Here is a 19,350-nt window from a genome sequence, read left to right as displayed (position 1 = left end):
TTTTTTACTTTAAAAGATTCCTCCAAAAAAATACAGAACGATAAGCAATCTACGACTAACAATAATACTTAATTTGTAGATTTTATTATAATATTTACTCGTCGATTTTTTGCCATTGCCTCAATATTATAACTACCATCTGGATTTTTGTCTTCGACCATTGGGCTGGTTTTTCCTTTGGATTGCGTTTTTATCGTCACCACTAGATCATGCTCTTTTAAATACGCCTTAACTGATTTCGCCCTTTTAAGTCCCAATCGTTGATTATAGGCAGCATTCCCCTTACTATCTGTGTGCCCAATAATAACCAGATAATCATTGGGGTTGCGCTCAAAATAGTGTTTCAAAGAATCGACATAAACATCAAAAGATCGACTTGGTTTAAATGTTCCTGAATTGTACTCAAACTTGGCACTTTTATCTGTATACGTTATATTTTTGACAGAAGTTTTGATCTGTTCCAAAAGCGCAGTGTCTTCTTCTGTTGCAGCAATCTCCATCGGTGGCACATAGCCCTCTATATCAAAAGACAACGATTCTAACATTGGATAATCAGACGCCAATTTTGATTGCGCCTTAATTCTGGATTTAGCAACCTTATACTCATGGATCAATTTATCTATAATGGTGTGCGCTCTTGCTATCCCCAAATCATTGTACAATTGGCTGTTTACAATCGCTTCTTTTTCATCTTCTAAATAATACCCTGTTACCCAAAGCTTGATAGAATCCGCAGGATGCTCTTTCAAAAAAGTAGCGACCAAACTCAAAAATTTTTCATTCCCATCTACATAGGTATAAGCATGGCTTGCATGGTCAAAATAAAATTGCGGATAATTATCCAAAATAACATGTTCCCCTGCTGTTAAGTCTAAGGTTTGGGGAATATTTTCTAAAAAAGAGGAATCAACATCCACCAAAGGTGGACCACATTCTCCCTTTATTTCGCAGATGTAATAATTGCGAGCAAAAACAGCCCACACCACAAAAATGCTCAAGCCTAATAGAAATCGTAACATTTTATTTAATTAACAATGAAGATTTAATATAAAAAATACGCAAAACTTACTTAGTGTAATATATGCTTTTTTTTTCGAATCTCTTAATTAGGATTTCCCAAAGCAGGATTGGCAATAAAGTTTCTATCGGTCAACGCTTCTAAAAAACAAATTAGATCGTTCTGCTCTTTAGCAGATAAACCTAGGGGCTTAATCAAAGAATTCTTATTTTTATGAACAACAGCCCCCTTGTTATAATGGTTCACTACAGCCGTCAAGGAAGCCATGCTACCATCGTGCATATAAGGAGCCGTCAGCGCAACATTCCTTAAGGAAGGTACTTTAAACAAAGCCCGATCTGCTTCTATATGTGTCAATCGCATTCTCCCCGAATCGGCATAGACCTCATATAACCCATTGTTTTCAAAAGCAAAATTAGAAAAATGGGGCGGTGTATGGCATTTAGAGCAATTCGTCCGATCGCTCATAAATAATTTTAGCCCTCGCTTGGCAGCCTTAGATAGTGCTTTTTTTTCTTGCTGATACACATATTGATCATAAGCGGATTCCTTGGTTAATAAGGTGCGCTCAAATGCTGCAAGCGATCGAGTGATGACAAAGGGGTCGGGAATTCGATTGTACGCCAAACGACTCAGGCTGTCATAAAGCGGTATTTGAGTTAATCGCTTTGCAATCAGAAGAATATTAAAATCAAATTCATGGGCTTCCTGTATTGGGACTAAAATTTGCATTTCTAGGGTGGGCACCCCTCCTGCTCGTGTAAAGGAAGTTGCATAACCAATATTGCCCAAGGAGGGAGCATTCTGTACGCCTTTTCGTCCCTCTACACCAGGACTAGTTGGCAAATTGTCAGCAAAAGCATATTGTTGTTTGTGGCAAGAACTACAGGAGATTGTAGAGTCTCTAGATAGAATGGGATCATAAAAAAGTCTACGCCCCAATTCTACTCGCAAAGCCGTTAATTCATTTCCTTTGGGATGTTTTAAAACAGGAAAATCAGTAGAAAAAGCAGGGCCATTCAGTTCTACTACTACACAGCCCATTATGCCACCAATCAAAATACTAGACCAAATGAGTAATAAGACGAATCGTTGCATATTTTTCTACGTTGGGTAAATAAATAAGTACGCAACACTAATGTCACGTACTTAAGTAATATTTTAAAATTGGGCAGCAGTCCCCATTTACTGTACGATTAATTTGCGAGTAGCAATTAATTGTTGGTCTGCTAAGAACGAGTAGTGGTATACTCCTTTCGCCAAATCTTTGGTCACAAGCTCTAATTCACCTTGGCTGGGTAAATTTTCCACCGTTTTTACCGTTCTCCCCAATTGGTCGGTTAGCAATAAACGAAGCGATTGATTGGTTTCAAAATGATATGCAATAAACGTTAGGTCAATTGCAGGATTAGGGATTGCACTTAATGCTATTGTAGTTGGAATATCTTTAACGGCTGTTGTATTATCCGCAAAGAAAACATTAAACGTTGCTAAATTCCCGATGACTCGATTCATCACTCCTCCTTGCCCATGATAAATGGTTGCCATATTAACTCCTGTAAACAAACGGTTGTAGTCTGCATTTAGATTAATGGTGGTTGTATTTCCTGTCGTTGCTGTTGCATTGGTAACATTGAGATCAATATTGGTTAAATAATTATCTCCAATTGCATGAAATTCCATGGTCGTATTTGGAACACCGCCGCCAGTTCCATCTGCTTCTCCATCAAAAACAAGAAATTTGTAACCTGCTGTCCATCCCCAATGCATTGATGGTAATTGCGGTCCTAGAGGATGCCCTGCTACATAAGTGGTAGGATCTAAATGATTGCTCACTGAGTCCACCCCAACATCAAAACGAATTCCTTCTATATTCGTCACATTATGCATTCCTAAATTATAATCCGCAGTTCCTCCATTTACCAACAAATAAGTTCCATTTAGGGCTGTTACCTGCCCTCCATCGTGCACCAATTCGATACCCGACAAGTAATATTCGGTTCGTGAAACCTTAAAAACACCATTTAAGGTATTATAAACGGTTCCTGTATTCAATTGCAATGGCGCACTTTCTATCAAATGATTAAAATGCAACACGACATTTTGCTGCGCCTGTATGAGGTTAACCACGGTTAACAAGAGTATACTTAGAATAATGTTTTTCATAATAAATTATTGTTGTATTGTAATTTTTTTAATTGTTTGTCTAGTTGCTGTTTGTAACTGCAAAAAATAGATTCCCGATTGAAGATTTTGGGTGTTCAATTGTAATGAATTGACACCAGCAAAGCCTTGCTGTTCAAATGTTGAAAGAACACGACCATTTATCCCTATCCATTTCCCTAAAATTAATTCTTCTTTTTCTAAAGTTATTTCTCCTTCTAAATAATCGTTGGTTGGATTGGGAAACAAAGTGCAAGCTAAAGGTAGTTTATTTAATGATTCTGTTCCAAAAAATCCCGCTATTGCAACGGGAATTTGCTGTGTATTGATTGTTATTTGCGTATTTAAATCTAAGTAGTCAATTTTGATCGTATCGGTAAACTCAGCCGTAGGTTCCAATAAAACGCCATAACGTTCTCCTGGAAAAATCAGGAGCGTATCCGCTTGTTCTTCATGGGGCAATGGCCGTCCATCTGAGGCGATAATTCGAGCGTGAAGCCCCGCAGGTAAAATCAATCGATTTCCATAATTCCCAATATTTGCCAACCTCAAATAAAAGACTTCATTCGCACTCCCCGTAACCGCCATTCCCTGCGCTGCTAATTGTTGCTCTGCTTTTCCATTGACCAAAAAGTATTGTGGCAAATAACGTTCTGGAAGGTGATGCTGGGTTTGTGTAGTATCATGTGGATGGTTGATAATTGTATCATGATGCCAAACTGTATCAACTTCTGACATTAACCAAGCCAATTCCGTATCGTAAGCAGGACCATTGTTCCATGCCGTTTGACTGCCATCAGAAGGACGAACAATCAACATTCCATACATTCCTGCTTGTACATGCAAGGTAGAAACGACATGGCAATGATACAAATAAGTTCCTGCATGTGGCGCAACAAAATGATAATCGCCTTTGTCATCATGAGCTATGTCAAACGATAAATGGGGAACACCATCATTTTGTTGATCGACATCCAAACCATGCAAATGGATGGTATGAGGCGCACCTTGCGATTTGTTCCATAAGGTCAATTTGACCGTATCTCCCTCGTTAAACACTAAGGTTGGAGATGGAATATCAATTGCTGCATTTAGCGTATAAGTGAAGCCCATTGTTTTGACAATCGTTCCATCCCACATGGGATAAGCACCATTAATTTTGGCAAAAATCAATTGATTCACTTGCTGTCCCCACAATGCCCCTGCCCCAATATTCAAAAGAAGTATGATTAAAAATTGTTTTTTCATATCAAGGTGTGATTAAAATGGTAGAAAACATCCCGTTGGGATAAATATCATTTGCGGTAACTGCTACTAAGTTATGATCGTGTACAGGGTACTCCCCCTCTTTATCGGGTACAATCTCAAGCAATAACGTCTCCATCGGATAAATGGGAACCGTATCTTTGCTACGCCCTACATGATGGGGAAATTTACTCGAATAACGTATTTGAACATGGTACCCATGAAAATGCATGCTGTGAATACTTTGCCCAGTATTTACCATAGACAAAAGCAAAGTATCTCCCACCTGTCCTGTAATTCGAGCAGTTGGATCAAGGTTGATGGCGGGGTTACTATTTCCATTAATGGTAAAATAATCAGGCGTGTAAGTTGCCCAATTCACCACTCCTTGATTTGCCAATGCAGTATTCCAACTAGCTTGATGCTCTTTGATGTTCCAATAAAAATGGGCGTGATTGCTTTCCTTCACGTAAATACCTCCTGCCAAGCCCATATAAACATTTTCTGGATAATTTAAATTATCATAGTAAATAAACAATCCCATTGTGGCAAACAATGCCTGAACTCGTACAGAGTCGCCTGCGGAGATATTCTGAGGAACAATCGCTGTTCCCTTGATTGCAAATTGGTGGCTAATGCTATCGTTATTAACCACCCACAAATCTAACGAATCACCTACTGATAATTCAATCAAAGCATTGCGCTGCTCAAAACTGGGACTAAGATTAAACGCTGTGTAAGGAAATTTTTCTCCTAGTACCGTCTCCATAGAATCTCTATTGATGTAGATGGTTTCAGAAACCGTAGTAGCTTGTGCCAATGTAGGTAAGCAAATCAATAGGCACCAATAATAAATCAATCTCATTTGACAATTAGTTTTTGAATGCGAATTGCATTATTGGTAGTGCTTGTTTTTATAGTATAAATTCCTTGCTCTAAATCTTCTATATTTAGGCTCAATCGTTGCGTATGCAAGCTGGTTTCAGTCTGCACCAATTGTCCATTTAGGGCATAAATTTCAACAGAATGAATCCAATCTTTATCGCTTTCTAATTGAATTTGATTGGTTGCAGGGTTCGGATAAACAGAAAGGCTATGGTCGTTTTCTAAATAACCAATTGGCGTGGTGGCTTCTATTAAATAGGTCAGTGTATCTCCATTTGTTGGATTATTAATATCGTAGACATACATTTGGAACATTGCCGACTGATCGAGTGATAAGGGATTAATCGTCAACTTTACAAAACCACGATTTCCTCCTGTCAATGGACTCATTGTTCCATTGGTGCCTACAGGGAAATTAGACCCTACACACAGCCCATAAACACAAAGTAATTGATCCCAACTAGCGGGCATATCATTATGCACTACAGTATAGCCCAATGTAACGCTATCCGCAGGATTTACTTTTAACAACTCAATATTTAGATCCGTATAGGTATTGAGTGCCAAGATAGTCGATACCGTATCATTCGGCTGTATGGTATAAGTCTGTGCTTGAAGATTCGCTTGTGTTATTAGAAGGACTAATGCTATATATAGATATTTCATGTTGTTATATTTTTATAAACGATCCCCAATATCAATTTATTGAATTGATATTGAGAACCTAATGATTAAAAAATTAAATGGAATTAGTGGCTATGGCTATCGTGGTTATGTTGCTCATTTTTGACATAATCCATACCGCAGATGGGGCAAGCGCCCTCTTTTTCACTCCCACTTCCTTCACAATGCATAGGACAAATATAGGCAGCGGTATACTCTTTTCCAGTTTGTTCTACTTGGTCGGTTTTATGCTCTGAAGAGTCCACCTCAAAAGCACAAGCGTTTAAGGCAAATAACAATACAGCTAAAGAAAGAATTTTATAGATGCTTTTCATTTCAAATTGTTTTTATGTATTACATTATTTCGTGGTAAAATCGCATTAGATTATCACATGAGCACTACACAGTTGATTATCAAAAAGATGCGTTTTTATTCACAAAATAATTAATGCTTTTTGAGTGATCAAAAAACATAATTAATAGTTAAGTATGAACATAGGTTATCAGGTCAGCAGCTGATCCTAGCGCATTCTAACACAAAAACGATTGATGTTGAATATATAAGGGGGTATTGGGAGGTGGATAAAAACACAACCAAGCATAAGCTGGTTCCTGCTTATTTTTTAATTCATAATCTGTTGTAACAGGAATCCTTTGAATGTAATCAAAAGGTATGATAGCCAACAAGGTAGCAATTTCTCCACTTCCAGTTTTTAGATTGGTTTCTACATCAGCTTGTGCAAAATCCGATTTATCCAAACAACAATTGCGCTTTTGAAAACTTGGTGTAGAGGTACCTTTTTCTAGATTTGTTGTTAAGTGGTGTGAATTTTTAAGCCTACAAGATTTTCGAGCAGCACAGCAAGATTTGATGGTTCTCTTTTTAACTTTTTGAGGTTTACAGCAAGGAACAATCAAGTCTGCAAAAAAAGAAACCGCCTTTAGTTCTTCTTGACAATAATGCCGATAAGAGGCCACTCCCACTGTAGAAAGTAGGATGGTCCAGATGTTAATAATATGTAGACATTTCAAGAACATTCAAAAACTATTGCTTGTATTCACCAATAAATATAAGTAATTTTCACTGTCCCTCATCAATAAAGATAAGGTAATTTTTCGATTCTAAAAGACTAAACTGTCATTAACCAAGCCACATTTTAGCATTTTATCACCAAAATAAGGGTTTTTAACCTGTTCTTCCCTGCTCAACCAATCTCCTCCTTTGTCATCCAATGCCATTGGGCAATGCTGCACAAACAATGTCCCCTCAGGCAATCCATAGACCTTAACCAGCTTAATTAATCGTTTGGAAAAATCCGAAAAGACGGCTCGCTGTATTTCAATATTTTTTGCCTGCTCCAATTGCTCAATAATGGAGTTCATTTTTTTAAAATTTTTCCTTCCAAATTTAAGTGCATCAGCCTTTAGCAAAGTCCAATCCATTGCCACTAAGCGTTCTTTCATTAAAAGGTTCGCTTGTTGAGCCGCTTCAAAATCCGTAGCAATTAAACCATCTTTGAGTTTTAAATACTGCTCTACCAAGTCCGCCAACTGTTGTTGAAATAGCACTTCTGTTTCAGCACTATAATTGGGTAATTCTTCCGCCATTTTTTCCCCATCCTTTTTGATGCTTACCCAACGATTCATCATACTTTTTTTATTGCTCAACTGAGCAGCAGCATCCAGTCTAAATGCTCCATTAACCACGACCTCATCCCCGATTGCTATGCCCTCTTTTATCACAAATGAAGTTCCCAAATCCGCCCCTAAAACCAACTCTCTAAACTCAAAGGTAGGAACTTCCAAATCGGGAACCTTTAAATAAGCAACAGAGCGTTCACCAGTCCACAAAACTGCTGTTTTTGGAATAATAAGCGGTTCTTTTTTTGTCTTTTCTTCTAAGATAGCAATGCGAATAAGCCCTTTGGCAAACATATCTGGTTTCAGCAAACCATTGGTATTAGACAACTCAACCCTTGCCGCAACTGTTCTTGTTTTAGGATTTAGAATAGGATCTATAAACTTGATTCTAGACCGATATGTTTTCTGTGGCATAGCCTCCAAATTAAACTCAACTGTCGTTCCTACTTTTACCCACTCCAAATCTTTTTCATACACATCAAATAAAACCCAGACTCGATTCAAATCCATAATATCAAATAAAGGACTCCCTTTTTTGACATAATCTCCCTCTGCTACATAACGCTTCATTACCCGTCCCGAACGTTCTGCAAAAATCGTCACCTGTTCTTGTATCAGCCCCTTTTTCTCAATGGCATCAATCGTGGATTCTGGCAATTTCCATTGTCGGATTTTTTGACGAGCAGCTTGGTATAATTCAGGATAATCCTTTTTCGTTTTTAGCGCCTCTAATAACTCTTTTTGGGCACTAACTAGTTCTGGAGAATAGATGACTGCTATTTTTTGATTCTTGCGAACCATTTCACCATCGTAACGAACCATCAACTGCTCAATGCGTCCTGCTATATGAGCTGTTTGTGCACGCTCTAAGGTTTGATCCATTTTTACCTTTCCTGTCAAAAAAAGCTCTTTTTCCTTGCCTTCAATGGCGGCGCTATTCGCTCCTACAATCATCGTTTCGACCTCGGCTAGTTTCACCGCTTCTGGGGTCATGACCAATTGAATGGGATCTTCATTATCTCCAGCAGTTAATGGAATTAAATCCATTCCACAAATTGGGCAAGCCCCAGGTTCATGCTGCCTAATTTGAGGATGCATAGAACAAGTCCAAATTTCTTCCGTGTTTTGACTTAGCGGTTTATTTTCGATTGTATTGCTTCCTGAAAAAACAAACCAGCCAATTAGAAGTCCTAATAATAGATAGAGACCACTCTTTCCTACTGATTTTAATTGCTTTATTATTGTATCGTTCATAATTTTTTAGTTGAATAATGGTTGAGCAAATAGCTTTTCGATCTGTATCAAAGCCGTATTTTGGGCAATAGATGCCCGAAGCAACATTTTTTGATACTTCAATAACAAATCCTCTACATTCAATAAGTCCTCAAATCCCTTGTTATCAACACTATAATTGGTTAATAATAACCGTACTGTTTTTTGCGAAAAATTAATTTGTTCTTGATATAATTTTACTTGAATTTTAGCAGCTTGATAAGCCGCCAATGCCCGTTCTAATTCTAAGGTTAAAACATCACTCGTTTGCTCTTTTTGATCTTCTAATGCTAGGAGTTCAAAAGCCACCTCTTTGAGTCGAGCTTGATTTTGATCTTTATAAATGGGGACACTTATTCTAAACATTGGCATCAAAACTCCTTGCCCATTTTGAGGAGGATCCAAATCCGTTCGTTTTGTCAAAAAGACATAATCTAAGCCCAAGCCATAAGTTGGGCGATTTTTGGTCTTTTGCCAATTCATTTTTTTGAGGGCAAGCTCCTGTTTTAAGTCTAACGATTCTAATTTAGGATTCTGCTGCTGTATCCATTTTACCAAAGAATCCTTGGGATAAGTCAGGGTTCTTAATGCAATGGTATCGCCCATGCTAGGCATCTCTAAAGCATCCTCTTTAATTAATAGATTAAAAGCAAGTCGCAGAGCAGGCAACTTATTGTTTAGCAAATCTAGGTTCCCCTTTCTTTCATTTATTTTAAGTTTAAGTCGATAAACCTCCGCTAAACTTGCTTTGCCTACTTCTATCTTTTGTAAGGCCAATCGTTCCATTGTTTCTAACAATTTAATGCTTTCTTTTTCAACGGCTATCATTGCTTGTACTTCAGCAGTTTGATACCAGATATTGCGAAGCGAAAAATACAATTCATTTCGAATAATTTCGGCTTCTTGTAAAGCAACTCTAGCTTTCTGGTGAATCAAGGACTTTTGAGCTTTTAGGGCACCAAAAGCTGGAAACATTTGCGAAACACCTACTTTAAAACGTTGAGCGCCTAATCGTGTTTCTACAGGCAAAATAAACAGGCCCAACGCCGCCGAAGGTGGTGGCAATTTTACTTGTGTTACCTGCTCTTTTATAGCATAATATTGATTAAACACTGCTTTTAACTGGGGGTGATTAGCTGCTGCTGCTTGATAATAAGGTTCAAAGTTTTGTGCAACGATAGACCAAGCCTGCAACAGCAACATTGTTATTATTATTCCTCTCATTGTTTGTTCGTTTTATAATTGTTCCAAAAGAGTTTTATTTCAGCCCATGTGCAATACAAAACGGGAACGGTAAACATGGTTATCATCTGGATCAACATACCTCCAAAAGAAGGAATTGCCATAGGAATCATAATGTCGGCACCACGCCCACTAGACGTTAAGACAGGCAAGAGTGCTAAAATAGTCGTTGCCGTGGTCATCATAGCTGGTCGGACTCGCTTACTCCCTGCTTCTAGCACTGCGGATCGAATTTCCTCTACCGATTTTGGTTGGTGATTTTTAAAAGATTGCTGCAAATAAGTTCCTACCAATACCCCATCGTCAGTCGCAATACCAAACAACGCTAAAAAACCGACCCAAACAGCAACGCTCAAATTAATGGGATTAATTTGGAATAGGGTTCTCCAATTAATCCCCCCTATCTCTAGGTTCAAAAACCAATCTTCTTGATAGAATCCAATGAGCATAAAACCACCTGAAAAGGCAATTATAACCCCCATAAAAACCATTAGTGAAAGTGCAACAGAATTGAATTGCAGATACAAAATCAAAAAGATGCACAACAAGGCAAGTGGTATAACAATCGCTAAACGTTGATTTGCTCGCACTTGATTTTCATAATTCCCTGCAAATCGATAACTAATCCCTGTGGGAACTTCAATGAGCCCTTTCTCGATTTTATCATTAAGATAGGCTTGTGCTTGTTCTACGACCGCTGTTTCAGAATAACCTTTTTTCTTATCTAATAAAACATACCCCGTTAAGAAGCCATCTTCACTTTTGATTGCCTGAGGACCTTGTTGATAATGAAGCGTTGCAATATCTGCCAACGGTACCTGCCCACCTCCCAATACAGGAATCAACAATTCTTGTATCACATTGGGATCTTTTCTAAAATCTCTAGGGTAACGCACTCGTATAGCATATCGCTCTCTCCCTTCTACGGTTTGCGTTAACGGAATACCACCAATTGCCACCTGAACATACTGCTGTACCTCACTAATTTTTAAACCATAACGAGCCATTTTCGTTCGATCAAAATTTATTTCTAAGTAAGGTTTACCAACAATTCTATCGGCAAAAACTGCTTCTGCTTTAACCCCTTCTACCGCTTTAAGATGGTGTTCTAATTCCAACCCAAACTGCTGAATAGTTGCCAAATCTGGCCCTTTTATTTTTATTCCAATAGGAGCCCGCATCCCTGTTTGCAGCATTACCAACCGAGTTTCTATCGGCTGCAATTTTGGCGCAGGAGTTAACCCAGGAAGTTGGGCAACTCTGGTTATTTCAGCCCAAATATCGTCTGGTGATTGAATGTGTGCCCTCCATTGCCGAAAATATTGCCCCTGAGCATCTGGAATTAATTGCCCATTCTTATCCCGCACAAAATCTCCTTGGGTATTCACTTTAAAACGCAGCCGATGCCCTTCTTCATCTGTTTTATATTCAGATTTGTAGTTGATAACATTCTCAAACATAGACATAGGAGCAGGATCTAAAGCAGAAGCTACTCGCCCTGCCTTCCCCACTACATTATCTACTTCAGGAATAGCAGCCACTGCCATATCTAGTATTTTAATAACTTCCTGATTCTCCTCCATCCCTGCATGTGGCATTGTGGTTGGCATCAGCAAAAATGCTCCTTCATCTAGGCTTGGCATAAATTCCGATTGCGTTTGCTGGTAAGCTCGACCGCCCAATATTATAACCACCAAAGGTAGTAGCATAAATAACAACTTGTGTTCTAAACAATACATCAAAACCTTTGGGTAAGTATAGATCACAAACTGAAAAAGCCCCAAAATCAAGCTAATCAAAACAGCTACCAGTAGGAAATTACTGATTTCAGAGTGCGCAACGCCCAAAGGCATCCACTCTATTGCTAAAAAGTAGGTCAATATCCCTGCGTAAATAAAGTTTTTGCCATAAACCAACCTTTCTCGCCACTGGGGTTTTAAGTATTCTCTAAAAAAGAAGATAGATTCTATTCCTCCAACCGCTATGGCTATTCCCGCTATCATAAGCTTATGATAACTAAAAGCAAGTAGTCCAAGAGCCAATAAACTGATGTTAAACACTGCCTGCCAACGCTTTTTCTGATCGTTTCCCTTTTTGCCTAAAAACCAGTAAGCAAAGGTTGGCAAAACTGTTATAGTTAGAATAATAGAAGCTAAAAGAGCAATTGTTTTGGTCATCGCTAAAGGGCGAAAAAGTTTTCCTTCTGCTGCAATCATCGTGAATATTGGCAAAAAGCTAATAATCGTCGTTGCAACCGCTGTAATAATAGCAGAGGCGACTTCTTTGGTTGCCCTAAAAATGGTTTCGATCTTATTTTCATTGGGGGCTGCCTTTTCGATATTTTCCACTATATTTTCAGCCAGTACAATCCCCATATCTACCATGGTTCCAATGGCTATTGCAATTCCAGACAAAGCAACAACATTAGCATCAACACCTAGATACCTCATTACAATAAAACACATCAAAACAGCAATGGGCAAAACACTAGACACTAAAATCGATGCCCTGAGATTCAACAATAGGATGATAATAACGATAATGGTAATTAGAATTTCCAACGTGAGGGCTTCTTGGAGGGTTCCAATGGTCTCTTTAATCAAATGGCTACGATCATAAAAGGGAACAATGTGCACTTTAGAAACTGTTCCATCTGCCAAAGTTTTGGAAGGCAGTCCATTCTCTAATTCTTGGATTCGTGCTTTTACATTATTAATAACTTCTAAAGGATTGGCTCCATAACGAGCAACGACCACTCCACCAACTGCTTCTCCACCATTCTTATCTAAGACTCCTCTACGAACAGCAGGACCTAGGGCTACCCTACCAATATCTTTGACACGAACAGGCTTATTATCATGCACTTTAATAACAGATTGTTCTATATCTTGAATGCTTTTGACATAGCCCAAGCCCCGAACAAAATATTCTGCTCGATTAATTTCAAGTGTTTGAGCGCCAATATCAATATTGCTGCTTTTGACCGCTTGAACAACTTGTTGTAAACTAACCTCATAAGCCAATAGTTTTTGCGGATCAACATCTACTTGATATTCTTTTACATACCCTCCAATAGATGCTACCTCTGCAACACCACTTGCTGCCGACAAGCCGTATTTGACATAAAAATCTTGAATAGAACGTAACTCCTGCGGGTCCCAACCACCTGTTGCTTTTCCCTCTTTACCTCTTCCCTCCAAGGTATACCAATAAATCTGCCCCAGTGCTGTGGCATCTGGTCCCAAGCTAGGTTGGACACCATTGGGCAATAAATCGCTAGGTAATGAATTTAATTTTTCTAATATTCGAGAGCGGCTCCAGTAAAACGCTACATCTTCTTCAAAAATGATATAAATGCTAGAAAAACCAAACATGGAATTGCTTCGTATCGTTCGCACTCCTGGTATTCCTAACAAAGCCGTTGTTAGAGGGTAAGTAATCTGATCCTCGATATCTTGAGGAGAGCGCCCCATCCAAGTTGTAAATACAATTTGCTGGTTCTCTCCAATATCTGGAATCGCATCAACAGAAACAGGATCATTCGGCAAAAATCCTTTATTGATGTCAAAGGGCATCGTTACTATTCCCCAAGCAATGATAAGCCCCAATAATAGTAAGGTGATCAATCTATTTTCTAGAAAGAACCGAATTATTTTATCTAACATAGATATTTTAGATTTTGACGATTGACCATAGAGAAAGTCAATCTCATCAATGAATCATCCAGTGGTCACGATAGAACATACCATGCCATAGATGTTTGAATTATACATATTCAAAATCTAAAATTCTAACAAAGAAAAGTGGAAAAAAGTACGTGTAGTGGGTAAGAATTAGGAGGCGCTTTGTAAGAATAATAGCGCAATATTTTTTTATCAATTGTTGGATAAACAAGCATTGGAGGCAAGGAACCAACAATAGGTAATGCTGTAGGAAGTGCCACAAAAGAAAAACTAGCCCAATTTTCCACATCAATGGATTGCTGTGCAGTATCATCAACACTTAAGATTGTTTGATTGTCACAACATGATTTTTTATCTATCTGTGGTTGATCTTTATCACAAAAAGTACGCAATTGCTGTTCTTCTTTATTGCAACAGTCTTCTAGAAAACTAGCATACAACGATAAAGATTTGAGCTTATCTTGACAATAATGTTGATGCATCAACAGCCCTGTTGAAGACAACAGCAGCAGTACTATATTTGTGATATGTAAAAATCGCAACAACATTCTTAATAGCGCATTTGATCTTAATGAGTTAAATACGTTGTGAGTTTGGAAAACTCTACTCTACCCGACGGTTTTTAAAATTTAACAGAATGGGCTTTTTCTAGCTCTATCTAAGAGCAAAGCGATCTAAAAATAGATAGAAGCTGCCCCAATTTTAATTTTTACAAAAATCATCGGGTAGAGAAGGAAAACTCACAACGTATTAGTGTTAAAGGTAAAAACAAAAATAGTACTGTAAAAATTAATTAGCAATACTTAACATAGTTCTAACAATAAGCAGCATTCATTAGCCAACAACCAATGCTTTGAGATTAACAAAACTTAGCACCCCTTCCCGTCCTAATTCACGTCCGATGCCAGATTTTTTGATTCCACCAAAAGGAATTCTAGGGTCAGAACTCATTAATTTGTTAATAGCTACGGCACCTACCTCTAGTTCTTGAGCAACAGACAAAGCAAGAGCTTCATCTTCTGACCAGACCGTTGCAGCCAAACCAAAAATAGAATCGTTTGCTAATTCAATTGCTTCCACTGCGTTTTTAACCGTAAAAATAGCTCCAACAGGTCCAAATAATTCTTCCTCATAAGCAGGCATTCCCTTCTGAATATTACTTAATAACATAGGGTAAAAATAGTTACTCCCCTTTTGGTGACCTCCAGCGACCTCTACAACAGCTCCCATTTCAATAGATTGGTCTACTTGACGTTGTAAGTTTTCAGCCAAGTCCCTTCTTGCCATAACGCTAATATTGGTGTTGCTGTCCATAGGATCACCAACAACCAAATTATTTATTTTTTCTTTTACTAATGCCTTAAATTCTTCTGCAACACATTCTTCGACAATAAAGCGTTTGGCAGAGATACAAGTTTGTCCAGAGTTATGCATTCTAGACTGTACTCCTACAGTTGCTGCTTTTTCTAGGTCTGCATCTTTCAGCACGATAAAGGCATCCGATCCTCCCAATTCCAAAACACAATTTTTGATATTTTTGCCTGCTAAAGTTCCTACAGCAGCCCCTGCTCCTACGCTACCCGTCAAGGCAATTCCCTGAACAGAGGGAGCTTCTATAACTTTTTCGATAAGATCGACATCAATTGTCAGATGCTGGAATACCCCTTTTGGAAAACCAGCTTTGTCAAATACTTCTTGAATAAAATTTGTTGATCCCAAGACGTTAGGAGCATGTTTGAGCAAGGTAACATTCCCAGCCATCAAAGCAGGAGCCGCAAAACGAAACACCTGCCAAAAGGGAAAATTCCAAGGCATAATCTGAAGTACAGTACCCAAGGGTTGGTAACTAATATAACTCTTCCCGTATTCTGTTGGAATTACTTGATCCTTCAAAAAGCCTTCGGTATGAGTAGCATAATACTCACATACCCACGCACATTTTTCTACCTCTGCAATCGCCTGATGGATTGGTTTCCCCATTTCTAACGTAATCTGCTTTCCATAAACAGCAGCCTGTTCCCGCAGGATTTTTGCAGCTTCAACAAAAAAGTTAGCCCGCTTTTCGTATGAATATTGTTTCCATAATTGGAAAGCAGATTGGGCTTGTTCGATCTTGCACCTTACCAACTCCCTATTATCTAAGTTGTGTTCTTCTATAATAAGGTTAGTCATAGGGTTAATGGAGCAAAAAACAGTATTTATAGCATTCATATTAGAGCATGTCCTTTAAAAAAGATGAACCTTTGAATAATACAAGTGTCCGAATCAATATTTTGATGTTAAAACAAAATTCACAAGTATTTTGTTTTATTTTTGAATATATATTGAAGTTGTAAAAAATAAGCTTTAGTTCCACTGATTACCAGCCATTAAACAACTTCTAAGTAAATCGTAGGATAAAAATTAAAATTTATCTCCATCAATAGAGTATAATCACTACCTTTGTCCTACCCACTCTAACAATGAAGTAATTAAAAATGATCTTAATGCCTATGATTTAATTTTAGTAACTGCTAAATTAACCGCCTTAATTAAGCAACTTCAATTTTAGTTTTGCAATGATAATTAATACTTAGTTCATTTTTTGATTTTCAAACAAAAAAACCATTTTTCATAAAATGGAATCTTTTTTGTGCATTAACCCAATAATAGTACTTATTTAATTGCATTCTATGTCAAAAATTCATTTATAAGAAATCAAAAGTTTGTAGGTAACACTTTTATTTAGAGAAACATTAACAAGCATAGATTGTATGCTTATTTTAAAAAAGAAAGTAGATAACTCATAAAAATCAATTACTACATATGAAAGTCCTGAAAAATCTCCTATCGTTTAGTTCCTTAGTAATCTTATCAATCATGATTGTGTCTTGTTCTAGTGACAAAACAGAAACTGCTGATGCTAATACAACGGATGTAGAATCTACCGAATTGAATACTCGTGGAATGGTTAATAAAGTTTCGGCAAAAGCATATTATTATAAAAGCTTAGCATCTTTTGAACACGGTCACGCAAAAGTAGAACTTAAAGATTTAGCTTCACTAGAAGGCAAAAAAGTAAACCTTGTTGTTTTGTATGAAGCGGATGCACCTTGGGCCGAAACATTCAACTCTGGAAAATATGACAAAACTGGAGACGATAACCTTAATGGCCTAATGGAATCCTATGAATTAGAAATCGTAAAACAATTTGCTATTGATGAAGATAATGAAGGTTTGGTATTGGAACCTAATGTGGCATTAGAGAATGCAGTAGAAACGGCACGAGAATTGTCTTTAATTGATCACGTTTTAATGGTTCATGTAAAAGAAGTGCCTCAAGAGGAAAACGAAAATACTACTGCCGATATAAACTAGCATTAGTTCGTGATTTTTTATAGAAAAACATAGAAAAACATAAAAAATCACAAAGTATTCAACTATGTAATAAAAGTTCAAGAAAAAATTACATGGGTCATTCCGAATTTTAAAAATCCCTAGGCAATTTATCGCCCAATGCACTCCATACAATTAATTGTTGTGCAAATATGGATCATTCTAAAATTCGGGATGCCCCTTTCTTTATTCTTTCGCAAAAGGCATTGATCACTTCATAATTATACTATTTTCTTATTGATGTTACCCCTATAAAACTTATAATATCTTTTGAAATCAATACTTTCACAAAGTGTTATAAATCAACATATTAATGAAATCTATAGTCAAACTTATCACACTCAGTTCTATTTTATTTTTACTATTTAACCTAACTAACTGTACCAACGAACAAAAAGAAGACAAAAAAATATCCTCTATTAGTCCTAAACTAGACTCACCAAAAACCAAAACACGTGCTATAAAAAAAAAGGTGGCAGCAAAAGCCTATTACTACAGGAACTTAGCCTCTATTTCTAAAGGCAAGTCTGCTTTATCCTTAAAAGATATTGCCAATATAAAAGACAAAAAAGTTAACTTAGTTGTTTTATATGAAGCCAATGCACCTTGGGCACACATATTTAGCACAGGTAGATTTGAAATAACAGGGGATGACAGGCTGAATGGTCTAATGGATTCTTATGATTTAGAAATTATCCAGCAATTTGTAATTGATGATTCCAATGAGGGAATTGTAATAGAAGCTAAAACACAGCTTGATAACCCTGTAGAGACGGCTCGTGAAATTTCTATGGTTGATCATGTTCTAATGGTTCATATAAAAGAATTACCAGCACTAAAAGAAGAAGGAACTGCTAATCGAGAGAAATAATTTTCTTTTGTATTCGATTTGCTCCTTTCATTCGTTCTTGTTCTCATTGTTTGTTAACGATGAGGGAGTTCCACTAGGTAATGAATAAAAAGCTGCCCCAATCTATTCTTCCATAACAAGCCATCTCCTATTATTTGTTTGATGATAGGATATGGCTTGTTCTTTTTGTCCCTACTTCTAGACCTTTCATTCGTATAGTTATGAAGCCATAATGATAATTTCTTTCTTCATTATTTCCATTTTTTAAACTTCATTCCATAAAATAGAATTACAGATTAGATCAAGTGCCATATTTTTTGTTTTGTAAATACAAAATATTAATAATTGGCTCTAATCATTAGCTTTACCTTTTCTTGATTCAATATTGTTATCGTTGGAACGTTTTTCTATTGCTAATCATTATTATCTAGTTATGATATAACAACAGGATAGCTAATCCATACGATTCTTACATAACTACAAAATAGCAGCCCGTTAAGTAATCCATCAACATCGTTAAAATTAACTTAATGGTCTTTCGGTTTTTATTTTTTTTAAGTACCTTGTCTTTATAAATTAATACTCCGCTGATTAGTTCGCTATGCTCATGAGATAGTTGTTTAGTTTTTTAGTAAAGAACATAAAAAAGCACCATTTTATTAGCTTAATTTATAGACATTTACAAACCCCTTCCATTCGCTAAACACCTACAAATTAACCGAGTAAGGTTTTTACTGAACTAATGTATAAAATGGGATTGAAGATATGAATTTAGATACTGAAATATTAGAAGCTGTTTTCACGAACAAAGGCAATGATCTTAAGAGCATAACAAAGCAACATTGTGTTATGCTTATCTTTTTACGTCACTTTGGTTGTACCTTTTGCCGAGAGGCATTGGATGATTTCACAAAAATCAAAGGGCAATTGGATCAAAGAAATATCAAACTCGTATTTATCCACATGGCCGAAGAATGTTATGGAGATCAGTATTTAAAAGATTATGGGCTAGAACAAGAAGAGCATATTTCCGATCCTGATATGAGCTTATATGAATATTTTGGTTTACAAAAAGGGAGTTTTAGGGAATTGTATGGTCTAAAAATTTGGTGGCGTGCTATGGGGCTTAACTATGGGTCTGAAACTAGACAACCACTAGGCAATATGAAGCAAATGCCAGGCATTTTTGTTATAAAAGACGGCAAAATCATCAGTAGTTTTGTCCATAAATCTGCTGCTGATAAACCTGATTATCTAAAAATTGTTAGTTCTATTTGTACAGATACTCATCACTAAAAGCTACTCCTCAAACC

At 37.1% G+C, this 19,350-nt stretch carries 16 protein-coding genes; 3 read left to right on the top strand and 13 right to left on the bottom strand.

The window, feature by feature from the left end; genetic code table 11:
* Window positions 1-68: 68 nt before the first annotated feature.
* The 13 genes from AsAng_RS00635 to AsAng_RS00575 form a co-directional block, all read right to left on the bottom strand.
* On the bottom strand, window positions 69-1,019 hold the full coding sequence (locus AsAng_RS00635; protein ID WP_264790834.1) for an OmpA family protein: 951 nt from the start codon (window positions 1,017-1,019) through the stop codon (window positions 69-71).
* An 83-nt stretch (window positions 1,020-1,102) separates the two neighbouring features.
* Window positions 1,103-2,116, bottom strand: a complete 1,014-nt coding sequence (locus AsAng_RS00630; protein WP_264790833.1) for a cytochrome-c peroxidase — start codon at window positions 2,114-2,116, stop codon at window positions 1,103-1,105.
* Between the two features lie 87 nt (window positions 2,117-2,203).
* Complete coding sequence (locus AsAng_RS00625; protein WP_264790832.1) at window positions 2,204-3,184, bottom strand: MbnP family protein; 981 nt, start codon at window positions 3,182-3,184, stop codon at window positions 2,204-2,206.
* Between the two features lie 6 nt (window positions 3,185-3,190).
* Window positions 3,191-4,429 carry a multicopper oxidase domain-containing protein gene (locus AsAng_RS00620; RefSeq protein WP_264790831.1) on the bottom strand — a complete coding sequence of 413 codons (1,239 nt, stop codon included), beginning with the start codon at window positions 4,427-4,429 and terminating at the stop codon, window positions 3,191-3,193.
* 1 nt (window position 4,430) lies between these two features.
* Window positions 4,431-5,291 (bottom strand): multicopper oxidase domain-containing protein, encoded by an 861-nt coding sequence (locus AsAng_RS00615; protein ID WP_264790830.1) that lies wholly within the window; start codon window positions 5,289-5,291, stop codon window positions 4,431-4,433.
* Window positions 5,288-5,977, bottom strand: a complete 690-nt coding sequence (locus tag AsAng_RS00610; RefSeq protein WP_264790829.1) for a T9SS type A sorting domain-containing protein — start codon at window positions 5,975-5,977, stop codon at window positions 5,288-5,290. The genes AsAng_RS00615 and AsAng_RS00610 overlap by 4 nt, the downstream gene beginning before the upstream one ends.
* Window positions 5,978-6,060: 83 nt before the next feature.
* A complete protein-coding gene (locus tag AsAng_RS00605) occupies window positions 6,061-6,309 on the bottom strand; it encodes a heavy metal-binding domain-containing protein (protein ID WP_264790828.1) in 249 nt (82 codons plus the stop codon).
* Window positions 6,310-6,505: 196 nt separating this feature from the next.
* On the bottom strand, window positions 6,506-7,012 hold the full coding sequence (locus tag AsAng_RS00600; protein ID WP_264790827.1) for an HYC_CC_PP family protein: 507 nt from the start codon (window positions 7,010-7,012) through the stop codon (window positions 6,506-6,508).
* A gap of 84 nt (window positions 7,013-7,096) precedes the next feature.
* A complete protein-coding gene (locus AsAng_RS00595; protein WP_264790826.1) occupies window positions 7,097-8,869 on the bottom strand; it encodes an efflux RND transporter periplasmic adaptor subunit in 1,773 nt (590 codons plus the stop codon).
* Window positions 8,870-8,875: 6 nt separating this feature from the next.
* A complete protein-coding gene (locus AsAng_RS00590; RefSeq protein WP_264790825.1) occupies window positions 8,876-10,111 on the bottom strand; it encodes a TolC family protein in 1,236 nt (411 codons plus the stop codon).
* Window positions 10,108-13,794 carry an efflux RND transporter permease subunit gene (locus AsAng_RS00585; RefSeq protein WP_264790824.1) on the bottom strand — a complete coding sequence of 1,229 codons (3,687 nt, stop codon included), beginning with the start codon at window positions 13,792-13,794 and terminating at the stop codon, window positions 10,108-10,110. Before AsAng_RS00585 ends, AsAng_RS00590 begins: the two co-directional genes overlap by 4 nt.
* A gap of 125 nt (window positions 13,795-13,919) precedes the next feature.
* Window positions 13,920-14,360, bottom strand: coding sequence for an HYC_CC_PP family protein (locus AsAng_RS00580; protein WP_407655312.1), 441 nt, complete (start codon window positions 14,358-14,360; stop codon window positions 13,920-13,922).
* Between the two features lie 286 nt (window positions 14,361-14,646).
* Complete coding sequence (locus AsAng_RS00575; protein WP_264790822.1) at window positions 14,647-16,023, bottom strand: NAD-dependent succinate-semialdehyde dehydrogenase; 1,377 nt, start codon at window positions 16,021-16,023, stop codon at window positions 14,647-14,649.
* Window positions 16,024-16,617: 594 nt separating this feature from the next.
* Here AsAng_RS00575 and AsAng_RS00570 point away from each other — a divergent pair.
* From AsAng_RS00570 to AsAng_RS00560, 3 genes are all read left to right on the top strand, one after another.
* The gene (locus tag AsAng_RS00570; protein ID WP_264790821.1) at window positions 16,618-17,169 is read left to right on the top strand and encodes a hypothetical protein; all 552 of its coding nucleotides are present in this window, start codon (window positions 16,618-16,620) and stop codon (window positions 17,167-17,169) included.
* Between the two features lie 331 nt (window positions 17,170-17,500).
* Window positions 17,501-18,058, top strand: a complete 558-nt coding sequence (locus tag AsAng_RS00565; protein WP_264790820.1) for a hypothetical protein — start codon at window positions 17,501-17,503, stop codon at window positions 18,056-18,058.
* 744 nt (window positions 18,059-18,802) lie between these two features.
* Window positions 18,803-19,333 (top strand): SelL-related redox protein, encoded by a 531-nt coding sequence (locus tag AsAng_RS00560; protein WP_264790819.1) that lies wholly within the window; start codon window positions 18,803-18,805, stop codon window positions 19,331-19,333.
* Window positions 19,334-19,350: the final 17 nt, after the last annotated feature.

It is taken from the genome of Aureispira anguillae (assembly GCF_026000115.1).
Taxonomy (GTDB): domain Bacteria; phylum Bacteroidota; class Bacteroidia; order Chitinophagales; family Saprospiraceae; genus Aureispira; species Aureispira anguillae.
The sequence above is the reverse complement of the archived record's forward strand: the minus strand, read 5'-3'. Positions and strand labels throughout refer to the sequence as shown.

What these genes read in the sequence shown, in the direction of transcription:
- AsAng_RS00575 (WP_264790822.1), bottom strand. Translation starts at nt 16,023, where the DNA reads ATGAATGCTATAAATACTGTTTTTTGCTCCATTAACCCTATGACTAAC.
- AsAng_RS00615 (WP_264790830.1), bottom strand. Translation starts at nt 5,291, where the DNA reads ATGAGATTGATTTATTATTGGTGCCTATTGATTTGCTTACCTACATTG.
- AsAng_RS00600 (WP_264790827.1), bottom strand. Translation starts at nt 7,012, where the DNA reads ATGTTCTTGAAATGTCTACATATTATTAACATCTGGACCATCCTACTT.
- AsAng_RS00610 (WP_264790829.1), bottom strand. Translation starts at nt 5,977, where the DNA reads ATGAAATATCTATATATAGCATTAGTCCTTCTAATAACACAAGCGAAT.
- AsAng_RS00590 (WP_264790825.1), bottom strand. Translation starts at nt 10,111, where the DNA reads ATGAGAGGAATAATAATAACAATGTTGCTGTTGCAGGCTTGGTCTATC.
- AsAng_RS00625 (WP_264790832.1), bottom strand. Translation starts at nt 3,184, where the DNA reads ATGAAAAACATTATTCTAAGTATACTCTTGTTAACCGTGGTTAACCTC.
- AsAng_RS00635 (WP_264790834.1), bottom strand. Translation starts at nt 1,019, where the DNA reads ATGTTACGATTTCTATTAGGCTTGAGCATTTTTGTGGTGTGGGCTGTT.
- AsAng_RS00570 (WP_264790821.1), top strand. Translation starts at nt 16,618, where the DNA reads ATGAAAGTCCTGAAAAATCTCCTATCGTTTAGTTCCTTAGTAATCTTA.
- AsAng_RS00605 (WP_264790828.1), bottom strand. Translation starts at nt 6,309, where the DNA reads ATGAAAAGCATCTATAAAATTCTTTCTTTAGCTGTATTGTTATTTGCC.
- AsAng_RS00580 (WP_407655312.1), bottom strand. Translation starts at nt 14,360, where the DNA reads ATGTTGTTGCGATTTTTACATATCACAAATATAGTACTGCTGCTGTTG.
- AsAng_RS00620 (WP_264790831.1), bottom strand. Translation starts at nt 4,429, where the DNA reads ATGAAAAAACAATTTTTAATCATACTTCTTTTGAATATTGGGGCAGGG.
- AsAng_RS00565 (WP_264790820.1), top strand. Translation starts at nt 17,501, where the DNA reads ATGAAATCTATAGTCAAACTTATCACACTCAGTTCTATTTTATTTTTA.
- AsAng_RS00630 (WP_264790833.1), bottom strand. Translation starts at nt 2,116, where the DNA reads ATGCAACGATTCGTCTTATTACTCATTTGGTCTAGTATTTTGATTGGT.
- AsAng_RS00595 (WP_264790826.1), bottom strand. Translation starts at nt 8,869, where the DNA reads ATGAACGATACAATAATAAAGCAATTAAAATCAGTAGGAAAGAGTGGT.
- AsAng_RS00560 (WP_264790819.1), top strand. Translation starts at nt 18,803, where the DNA reads ATGAATTTAGATACTGAAATATTAGAAGCTGTTTTCACGAACAAAGGC.
- AsAng_RS00585 (WP_264790824.1), bottom strand. Translation starts at nt 13,794, where the DNA reads ATGTTAGATAAAATAATTCGGTTCTTTCTAGAAAATAGATTGATCACC.